The 9460-nt window shown below is 63.4% G+C and carries 12 protein-coding genes; 10 read left to right on the forward strand and 2 right to left on the reverse strand.

What is annotated here, in order from left to right:
* Nucleotides 1–3: 3 nt before the first annotated feature.
* From rplR to MKI88_RS17855, 7 genes are all read left to right on the forward strand, one after another.
* Entirely contained in the window at nt 4–357 is a 354-nt protein-coding gene (gene rplR, locus MKI88_RS17825) for a 50S ribosomal protein L18 (protein ID WP_241632897.1), read from the forward strand.
* 2 nt (nt 358–359) lie between these two features.
* Nucleotides 360–1082 carry a 30S ribosomal protein S5 gene (gene rpsE / locus MKI88_RS17830; protein WP_241632898.1) on the forward strand — a complete coding sequence of 241 codons (723 nt, stop codon included), beginning with the start codon at nt 360–362 and terminating at the stop codon, nt 1080–1082.
* 5 nt (nt 1083–1087) lie between these two features.
* Complete coding sequence (gene rpmD, locus MKI88_RS17835; RefSeq protein WP_241632899.1) at nt 1088–1270, forward strand: 50S ribosomal protein L30; 183 nt, start codon at nt 1088–1090, stop codon at nt 1268–1270.
* A gap of 122 nt (nt 1271–1392) precedes the next feature.
* Nucleotides 1393–1947 (forward strand): 50S ribosomal protein L15, encoded by a 555-nt coding sequence (gene rplO / locus MKI88_RS17840; RefSeq protein ID WP_241632900.1) that lies wholly within the window; start codon nt 1393–1395, stop codon nt 1945–1947.
* A gap of 111 nt (nt 1948–2058) precedes the next feature.
* The gene (gene secY / locus MKI88_RS17845; protein WP_241632901.1) at nt 2059–3426 is read left to right on the forward strand and encodes a preprotein translocase subunit SecY; all 1368 of its coding nucleotides are present in this window, start codon (nt 2059–2061) and stop codon (nt 3424–3426) included.
* The gene (locus MKI88_RS17850) at nt 3423–4073 is read left to right on the forward strand and encodes an adenylate kinase (RefSeq protein WP_241632902.1); all 651 of its coding nucleotides are present in this window, start codon (nt 3423–3425) and stop codon (nt 4071–4073) included. The genes secY and MKI88_RS17850 overlap by 4 nt, the downstream gene beginning before the upstream one ends.
* A 100-nt stretch (nt 4074–4173) precedes the next feature.
* Nucleotides 4174–4698: an SRPBCC domain-containing protein gene (locus tag MKI88_RS17855; protein ID WP_241632903.1), complete on the forward strand. Its 525-nt coding sequence runs from the start codon at nt 4174–4176 to the stop codon at nt 4696–4698.
* 51 nt (nt 4699–4749) lie between these two features.
* On the opposite strand, the gene MKI88_RS17860 is transcribed toward MKI88_RS17855, so the two are convergent.
* Together MKI88_RS17860 and MKI88_RS17865 are read right to left on the reverse strand one after the other, a co-directional pair.
* The gene (locus MKI88_RS17860; protein WP_241632904.1) at nt 4750–5223 is read right to left on the reverse strand and encodes a hypothetical protein; all 474 of its coding nucleotides are present in this window, start codon (nt 5221–5223) and stop codon (nt 4750–4752) included.
* A 57-nt stretch (nt 5224–5280) separates the two neighbouring features.
* The gene (locus MKI88_RS17865) at nt 5281–5823 is read right to left on the reverse strand and encodes a DUF4287 domain-containing protein (protein WP_241632905.1); all 543 of its coding nucleotides are present in this window, start codon (nt 5821–5823) and stop codon (nt 5281–5283) included.
* A 191-nt stretch (nt 5824–6014) separates the two neighbouring features.
* On the opposite strand from MKI88_RS17865, the gene gdhA reads away from it, so the two are divergent.
* From gdhA to MKI88_RS17880, 3 genes are all read left to right on the forward strand, one after another.
* Complete coding sequence (gene gdhA / locus MKI88_RS17870; RefSeq protein ID WP_241632906.1) at nt 6015–7370, forward strand: NADP-specific glutamate dehydrogenase; 1356 nt, start codon at nt 6015–6017, stop codon at nt 7368–7370.
* A 325-nt stretch (nt 7371–7695) separates the two neighbouring features.
* Nucleotides 7696–8622, forward strand: coding sequence for a CHAD domain-containing protein (locus MKI88_RS17875; RefSeq protein WP_241632907.1), 927 nt, complete (start codon nt 7696–7698; stop codon nt 8620–8622).
* On the forward strand, nt 8622–9113 hold the full coding sequence (locus tag MKI88_RS17880) for a CYTH domain-containing protein (protein ID WP_241632908.1): 492 nt from the start codon (nt 8622–8624) through the stop codon (nt 9111–9113). Before MKI88_RS17875 ends, MKI88_RS17880 begins: the two co-directional genes overlap by 1 nt.
* Nucleotides 9114–9460: the final 347 nt, after the last annotated feature.

Genomic DNA, 9460 nt, shown 5'->3' on the forward strand with positions numbered 1-9460 from the left:
GCCATGGCGAAACTCTCTCTCTTCGAGCGGCGCCGTCAGCGCGTCCGCACTGCACTCAAGGCCCGTGGCGCGCTGCGTCCCCGCCTTTCGGTTCACCGTTCGGGCAAGCACATCTATGCCCAGGTCATCGACGATGCCGAGGGCAAGACCCTCGCTTCGGCCTCGACCCTGGAAAAGGATGTACGCGGCAAGACCGGCGCCACGGCAGAAGCTGCTGCGGACGTTGGCAAGCGTGTTGCCGAAAAGGCCAAGAAGGCCGGCGTCACCCGGGTGGTGTTCGACCGTGGCGGCTTCCTGTTTCACGGACGCGTCAAGGCGCTGGCGGATGCCGCGCGTGAAGGCGGATTGGAGTTCTGATTATGGCTGACGAAACCGAAAACCAGGGCGTCGAAGCCGCTCCCGCAGCCGCTCCCGAAGGTCAGCCGACCGAGGGCCGTGGTCCCCGTGGCCCGCGTGGCGGCCGTGGCGGCCGTGGTGGCGGCGATCGTGACCGTGGCGGCCGTGGCCGTCGCGACGACCGTCGCGGTGGCTCGCAGGAAGAGCAGGGCGAAGAGCTCATCGAAAAGCTCGTCCACATCAACCGCGTTTCCAAGACCGTGAAGGGCGGCAAGCGCTTCGGCTTCGCGGCACTCGTCGTGGTCGGCGATGGCAAGGGCCGTGCAGGCTTCGGTCATGGCAAGGCGCGCGAGGTGCCTGAGGCGATCTCGAAGGCGACTGCCGCTGCCAAGAAGGCGATGGTTCGCGTTCCGCTGAAGGAAGGCCGCACGCTGCATCATGACGGCAACGGTCACTTCGGCGCGGGCAAGGTCACGCTGCGTTCGGCTCCCGCCGGTACCGGCATCATCGCGGGCGGCCCGATGCGCGCCGTCTTCGAGAGCCTCGGCGTTGCCGACGTCGTCACCAAGTCGGTGGGCACGTCCAACCCGTACAACATGATCCGGGCGACCTTCGAGGCGCTTGGCGAACAGACCAGCCCCAAGTCGGTTGCGCAGCGTCGCGGCAAGAAGATTGCCGACCTGCTGCGTCGCGGCGGCGCCTCCGAGGCGGTTGCCCAGGCCGATGCCGAAGCGGTCGTGGAGTAAGATACATGACCAAGAAGACGATCAAGGTCACCCAGACGGGTTCGCCGATCCGCCGCGATCCGAGCCAGCGCAAGACGCTGATCGGCCTCGGCCTCAACAAGATGCACCGCACCGTCGAGCTGGAGGATACGCCTTCGGTCCGCGGCATGGTGCAGAAGGTCCACCACCTCGTGCAGGTGGCCGACTAAAATTGGGCTGGCACCCCGGCGCAAGCCGGGCTAAGGCCCCACCCGAACTGGACCCCGGCCGCAAAGCCGGGGTGCAGTCGTTTTAAAGTTCAGCGCGAACATAGCGAAAGCGAGTGCAACACATGAAACTCAATGACATCCGCGACAACAAGGGCGCCCGCAAGGAGCGCGTACGCGTCGGCCGTGGTATCGGTTCGGGCCTCGGCAAGACCGCGGGCCGCGGCCAGAAGGGTGCCAAGGCACGCTCGGGCGTTGCGATCAACGGCTTCGAGGGCGGTCAGATGCCGCTCCACATGCGTATCCCGAAGCGCGGCTTCAACAACATCTTCGCCAAGGATTTCGCGGAAGTGAACCTCGGCGCGATCCAGAAGCTGGTCGATGCCAAGAAGCTCGATACCGCTGGCACGATCGACCATGCAGCGCTCAAGGCTGCGGGCGTTGCGCGTGGCGGCAAGGACGGCGTGCGCATTCTCGGCAAGGGCGAGCTGACCGCGAAGCTCAGCTTCAAGGTTGCCGGCGTGTCGAAGGGCGCGAAGGAAGCCATTGAGAAGGCTGGCGGTTCGGTCGAGGTGATCGAAGTCGTCGCCGCCGCCGACAAGGCGCAGGCCAAGCATCGCACGGTGCAGAAGGTCCGCGCGGCCGAAAAGGAAGCGAAGAAGGCAGCGGCGAAAGCCTGACGCCGTTTTTCGCCGCATCTGGCTTAGACAAAGTCGGATCGCACACTATATGGGGCGGCGGGGGGCAGCGATGCATTCCGCCGCTCATGTTTTTCGGGGTCTAGCACAATCATGGCATCCGCAGCCGATAATCTGGCATCCAACCTGAACCTGTCGAAATTCGCGCAGGCCACCGAGCTCAAGAAGCGACTGTGGTTCACGCTCGGCGCGCTCATCATTTTCCGCTTGATGAGCCATGTGCCGCTGCCGGGTGTCGATCCGCGCGCGCTCGCGACGCTCTACGATACGACTCGTGGCGGCGTGCTCGACTTCTTCAACACCTTTTCGGGCGGTTCGCTCGAGCGCATGAGCGTGATCGCGCTGGGCGTGATGCCGTACATCACCGCCTCGATCGTCGTGCAGCTCGCAACCGCGCTGTCGCCCACGCTCTCTGCCATCAAGAAAGAGGGCGAGAGCGGGCGCAAGCGGCTCAATCAGTACACGCGCTACGGCACCGTCGGTCTGACCGCGGTGCAGGGCTATTTCATCGCTGTCGGGCTTGAGGCCTGGGGCGCGACCCAGGGCATGTCCGCGGTCGTCGAGCCGGGCATCACCTTCCGCGTCGCCGCGGTGATCTCGCTGATCGGCGGCACGATGTTCCTGATGTGGCTGGGCGAGCAGATTACCAGCCGCGGCGTGGGCAACGGCGTTTCGCTCATCATCATGGCCGGTATCGTCTCGCAGCTGCCGATGGCGCTCGCCAACATGTTCGAAGGCGGTCGCACGGGTTCGATGTCGCCGCTGCTGATCCTCGGCATCATTGCCATGGCGCTCGGCCTTATCGCCTTCATCTGCTTCATGGAGCGCGCGCAGCGCCGCGTGCTGATCCAGTATCCCAAGCGCCAGACGCAGCGCGGGCTGATGCAGGCCGAAAAGAGCCACCTGCCGCTCAAGATCAACACTGCGGGCGTGATCCCGCCGATCTTTGCCTCGTCGCTGCTGCTGATGCCGCTGACCCTCGTCCAGTTTTCGGGCCAGCAGGTGAATGGCGAAAGCGCGATGGGCGATTTCATCCTAGGCATCACGACCGCGCTCCAGCACGGCGCGCCGCTCTACATGGCGCTCTACGCGGCGGGCATCATCTTCTTCTGCTTCTTCTACACCGCGGTTGTCTTCAACCCGGAGGAGACGGCGGATAACCTCAAGCGCTATGGCGGCTTCATCCCCGGCATCCGTCCGGGCAAGAATACCGAGGCCTATCTCGACTATGTGCTGACGCGCATCACCGTGATCGGCGCGGCGTATCTGACGGTGATCTGCCTTGTCCCCGAATATCTGATCTCTGCGGCGGGCATTCCGTTCTACCTCGGCGGCACCAGCCTGCTCATCGTCGTCAACGTGACGATGGACACGGTCACGCAGATCCAGAGCCACCTGCTGGCGCATCAATATGGCGACCTCATCAAGAAGGCGAAACTGAAAGGCGGGAGAGCGCGTTGAATATAATCCTGTTGGGCCCGCCGGGGGCGGGCAAGGGGACACAGGCAAGCCGGCTCGTCGCAGAGCGTGGTATGGTTCAGCTCTCCACCGGCGATATCCTCCGCGCAGCGGTCAGGGAAGGCACCGAAGTCGGCAAGATGGCCGACGAGATCATGAAGGCGGGGAAGCTCTTCCCCGACGAACTGATGGCGCAGATCCTCGGCGAGTATATGGACAAGCTCGCCCCCGATGCCGGCATCATCTTCGACGGCTATCCGCGCACCGAGCGGCAGGCCGAGCTGCTCGACGAACTGATGGCGTCGCGCGGCCGCACGCTCGATCATGTGATCGAGCTCGAGGTGGACGAGGATGCGCTGGTCGAGCGCATCACCGGCCGCTTCACCTGCGCGAAGTGCGGTGAGGGCTATCACGACACCTTCAAGCAGCCCAAGGTCGGGGGCGTCTGCGACGTCTGCGGCGGCACCGAGTTCAAGCGGCGTCCCGACGACAATGCCGAGACAGTGCGGACGCGCATGGCCGAATACCGCGCCAAGACCGCGCCGATCCTGCCGGTCTACGAGGCCCGCGGGCTCGTGAAGCGCGTCGACGGCATGGCCGATATCGCGCACGTCAACGACGCGATCGAAGCGATCCTCGACGGGCGCTGACGCTTACCGATCCATTTGGCTGAAAGCCGGAATTCCATTTTCCTTCTTCGCGATTTGAAGGAGAATGGCATTCCGGCTTTCGCTGTAATGGAGGGGATGCATGACACGGATTGCTCTGGCGCTGGTGCCGATGCTGCTGGCGACGCCCGCAGTCGCAGAAGTGAAGTCCGCAAGCGATGGCGGCTTCGAAATCGTCAGCGTCGAGACGGTGAAGGCAACCCCCGCGGCCGCCTATGACGCGCTGCGAAATCCCGGCCAGTGGTGGAATGGCGAACACACCTATAGCGGCGACGCGAAGAACATGACGATCGACGCGCGCGCGGGCGGCTGCTTCTGCGAAAAGACCGAAGGCGGCGGCACCATCGAACATGGCCGCATCATCTACACCCAGCCCGGCAAGACGCTGCGCTTCACCGGCGGGCTCGGCCCGCTCCAGTCCGAAGCGATCACCGCGACGCTGACATGGACGATCGAGCCTGCGCCGGGCGGCGCGAAGGTCACGCAGCGCTACGTGGTGAGCGGCTATATGGCGGGTGGCCTCAAGGGCATCGCGCCCGTCGTCGACAAGGTGCTTGCCGAACAGCTCGAGCGGTTGAAGGCGTATCTCGACAAGCCTGCCGGCTAAGTCCGAGCGGCCTGTTGGCGTCACCGTCTGCTATGTCGTGGGGAGCGGACTTTAAGCCCTGAATAGTCGCTCAGCCTGTTTCGTCGGGATAGCGAGTGCATACGCAACATCTTCGATCGATATTTCTGGCCTCGCCCGTCGCAAATCTTGCGCCGTTTCGACGAGAGCTGGGCCTTTCGGATCCAAGAACGTCGCGACGTATCCAGCTTCTCGCCCGAGACGGAGTATTTGCTCATAGGTGAGAAAGTCGTCAGGCCACCGGGAATGTTCAGCAATCTCGTTTAGCGCATCCCGGTCAATGTGTCTCAGGCAGTAATTATCGTGAATCCGTTCTTCTTGAGCGACCACCCAATTCTGTCCGCAGGCCCGGCAGGTGGATGCATAGAGCCACCATTTTTCGTCGCCGGAATTGCGAACAAGATCGAGCGTTTCGAAAATTCGCGCGTCCATGCCTTCGGCATCGCCCATGCCAATTATGGCGATATCGGCTAATTCGGAACAACAGCAAGCAGTTTCGTTATCCATCGCATCACTGCACCAACGAATTACCGTCTGCAATGTCGTCGAAGGCGGCCACTCGTCTCACCCGCCGACCCCCTTCACAAACGGCCCCCAGAAAGCCTTCCACCGCGCGACCGCCTCGGCATCGGCCAGCTTGTCATGATTGATCGCGAGCCCCGCTTTCCCAGGCGTCTTATCCGATCCCATCGCGGTCACCTTGGTGCCGTCGGCAAGGTCGACGCGCCAGTAGCGCCATTTTTCGGTGCTGCTTTCGCGGGGCGGCCCGGCAAAGGGCACGCCGTCGAACGCGTCCATGCCCGCGACCGCAGCGCGCCAGGCCGTGATCGCCGCGTCCTTGTCAACGGGCAGGGTGCGCGTGGCGGCGGCGGAGAATTCGCCCGTGCAGGTCTGGCCGATCACGCGGCGGCCGATCGCGCGTTCATATTCGACCGCGAGCATCTGCGACCACCAGCCGGGCACGCCATGCTCGGTCTTGAGCTTCGCCGCGATCTCCTTGTGCGAAAGCGCGGCGGCCCCTGCGTCGTCGAGCAGCTTTTGCCAGTCGCTCCAGCCCTTGCCCGTGGCCTCGGCGATCGTCTGATCCGAATAGCGCGCTTCCTTCACTACAGGCTCCCGTAGATGGCTTCGGATATTGGCGGGTGAGCATAGCCGATTCGGTTATCTGTCGAAAAGGAGGCGCTCGTTTCGCCTCGAAAACATGATACCTCTCTGATCGCCAGGGATGCTTCCGACTCGAACAGGAAGCACCCGGGTGCGGGTCGCCTGAGAACTGTTGCAGGAACAGGGGGCGAGGAATGGCTGTTAGTGATCATGTCGATCTGCCGAACTTCATCGAGGGGGTGAAGAAGCGCAATCCGGGGCAGGACGAGTTCGTCCAGGCGGTGCAGGAAGTCGCCGAGGATATTTTCGACTTCATCGCCGACAAGGAAGAATATCATCACTACCAGATCCTGCGGCGCATCGCCGAGCCCGACCGGGTGATCTCGTTTCGCGTCTGCTGGGAAGACGACAATCACAATATCCGCGTCAACCGCGGATGGCGCGTGCAGAACAACAACGCGATCGGGCCGTACAAGGGCGGCATCCGCTTCCACCCTTCGGTCACTGAGAGCGTGCTCAAGTTCCTCGCCTTCGAGCAAACCTTCAAAAACGCGCTGACCGGGCTGCCGATGGGCGGCGGAAAGGGCGGGGCGAACTTCAACCCCAAGGGCAAGAGCGATCACGAGGTGATGCGCTTCTGCCAGAGCTTCATGACCGAGCTCTACCGGCATGTCGGCGCGGATGTGGACGTGCCTGCGGGCGACATTGGCGTGGGCGGCCGCGAGATTGGCTATATGTTCGGCCAGTACAAGCGCATCACCAACCAGTTTACGGGCGTGCTGACGGGCAAGGGCATCGAATATGGCGGCTCGCTGATCCGCCCCGAGGCAACGGGCTATGGCGCGACCTATTTCCTCCAGAATATGCTGAGGACGCGCGGGCGCGACCTGACGGGGCTGACCGCGGTCATCTCGGGTTCGGGCAATGTCGCGACGCACGCCGCTGAAAAGGTGAACCAGCTCGGCGGCAAGGTACTGACGCTTTCCGACAGCCAGGGCTTCATCCACGACCCGGACGGGATCGATCTGGAGAAGATCAACTGGGTCAAGGCACACAAGACGAGGCGACGCGGGCGCATCTCTGACTATGCCGCCGAGTTCAAGGGGGCAACCTTCCACGAGAGCAAGACGCCCTGGGGTGTGCCCTGCGATGTCGCGCTGCCCTGCGCCACGCAGAACGAGCTGCTGGGCGAGGACGCCCGAACACTCGTGAAGAATGGCTGCTTCGCTGTGTCGGAGGGCGCGAACATGCCCACCGATCTCGCGGGCGTGCACGTCTTCAAGGACGCCCGCATCCTGTATGCGCCGGGCAAGGCCGCCAATGCCGGCGGCGTCGCGGTGTCGGGGCTCGAAATGAGCCAGAATTCGGAGCGCCGCTCGTGGAAGGAGGCGGAACTTCAGCAGCTTTTGCTCGATATCATGGAAGGCATCCACAATAGCTGCCTCCAATATGGCCGCGTGTCCGACGACTATGTCGATTATGTCCGCGGCGCGAACATCGCGGGCTTCAAGAAGGTTGCCGACGCCATGCTCGCCTATGGCGTCGTCTGAAGGGTCAGGAGTTCTTCCCCGAACCAATGCGCAATGGCCAGCGTATCACCTGCCCCGGCGGTCAGGCGACGGCGGCCTGCGCCAAGACGACGGCGGACAAACTCTGCCGCTCGGCGGGCTGGAACGGGTCGCGCAACCAGACATTCCAGACGGTGTCGGGACGCAATTACATCGCCGACGTTCTGTGCGTGCGTACGGGTTTCTAACGTAGCAATGCGGGCCGGCTGTGACAGGCCGGCCCGACACCCTGTCGAAAAAGAGCTACATCTTGCCTTTCACGGGCGCGCAGCGATAATGCCCGCCGGGGGCTGGATCGGAGCGCGCCTTGGCTTACCAGCTGAAACGCAGCGACATGTCGATCGACGCTGCCATGCGTCGGATCATCGGCGAACAGGTCGAGGCGGCGCTGACCGACCTCACCGGTGACAACCCCGATCGCCCTGAGCTGGTCCATTCGGCGCGCAAGCACTGCAAGCAACTGCGCGCGCTGATCAGGCTCGTTCGTCCCGGATTGTCGAACTATGCCGAAGCCAATGCGCGGTTGCGCGCGCTCGCCTTGCCGCTGGCCCCGCTACGCGACGCCGATGTGATGATCGAAACCTGCGATACGCTAGCCCGCGACTGCAGTGAACTCGATCGGGCGGCGGCTGCGACCGTTCGCCGCGGACTTGTGCGCAACCGCAAGGCGCTGGCGGCAATCGTGGACCCTGCTGCGCGTCTTTCCGGCTTTGCCGAAGATGTCGCCGCCCTGCGTGACGAGGCGGCCAACTGGCATGTAGATCCGGCCAGCTTCGACGTTGTGACGCAGGGCGCGGTGCGTACCTATCGCCGCGCCCGCAAGGCGATGAAACATGCTGCCGTCGGCGGCAATGCCGCCGCTTTTCACGAATGGCGCAAATCGGTGAAATATCATTGGTATCACACAAGGCTGCTGGCCCCGATCTGGCCCGACGAAATGGCAGTGCATGTAGAGGCGGCGCGCGATCTTGGCGAATTGCTCGGTCATCATCACGACCTTGCGGTCCTCGATCATGTGCTGGCCGCACATGCCGGTGAATTCGGCGGCGAAGAGGCGGTGATGGCGGTTCGCGCGGCGCTCGCGACGCGGAGCGAGGCCACCGCGAAACGCGCGCTGCGCGAGGGTCGTCTCTTGCTGAGCGAATCTCCGGACGCGCTGGGCGAGCGTTGGGGCCGCTATTGGTCGATCTGGCGCGGCGAACGCGCACCGGTCGACCGACCAAGGGCGGCGTGATGAGCATCGAGATCGAGCGCAAGTTTCTGGTCAGCTGCGATGGCTGGAAGGCAGAGGCGACTTCGGCAAGGGAAATCCGCCAGGCGTATATCGCCCAAGGCAATGCGTCGGTGCGGGTGCGCATCGTCGAGGGTGTGTCCGCCATGCTGACCCTCAAGTCGATGCGTGACGGAGAGGGGCGCCTCGAATTCGAATATGGCATTCCCTCCGACGACGCCAAGGCGCTGCTCGCGCTTGCCACGGGCAATGTGATCGCCAAGCGCCGGCACATCGTGCCCGCCACCGAACAGGGCCTGTTCTGGGAGGTAGATGTTTTTGAAGGCCGACTCGCCGGACTGGTGGTCGCCGAAATCGAACTGGACCGCATGGATCGAACGATCGCACTGCCCGACTGGGTGGGGCGTGAGGTGACTGACGATCCGCGTTATTATAATGAACGACTTTCGGGGGAGGATCGTCCACCTGCCGCAATCGGTCTTCAATCCTCGTGACTGTTGCGATTGGGAAACAAGGCCGAAAACATGTCGATACGGACGCTTTCTTTCTCGCGCTTTGGCTTTGCGCGCTTTACAGATGCGCGCGGTGGAGGGCGAATGCCGTAAGGCGGCTTTTCCAGCACTGCCTTCCACCAACCCATTTGCGGCGCTGTGCCATGGGCGCAGGCGCCTTGACTCTGCAATATTGCATCCGTATGGGTCCTCCATTCCGAAACCCCGGCTCTCCGGCGGCGCGTTCTTGCGCTCGCTGCGCTTGTGCGTTTCGGAACTGACGCGATGAGATGGGCGGTCTGCCAGGGCCGCCTGTGGAGCAGGAGGAAGATTGATGGCACGTATTGCGG

The sequence above is a fragment of the Sphingomonas sp. LaA6.9 genome, from assembly GCF_022601895.1.
Lineage (GTDB): Bacteria > Pseudomonadota > Alphaproteobacteria > Sphingomonadales > Sphingomonadaceae > Sphingobium_A.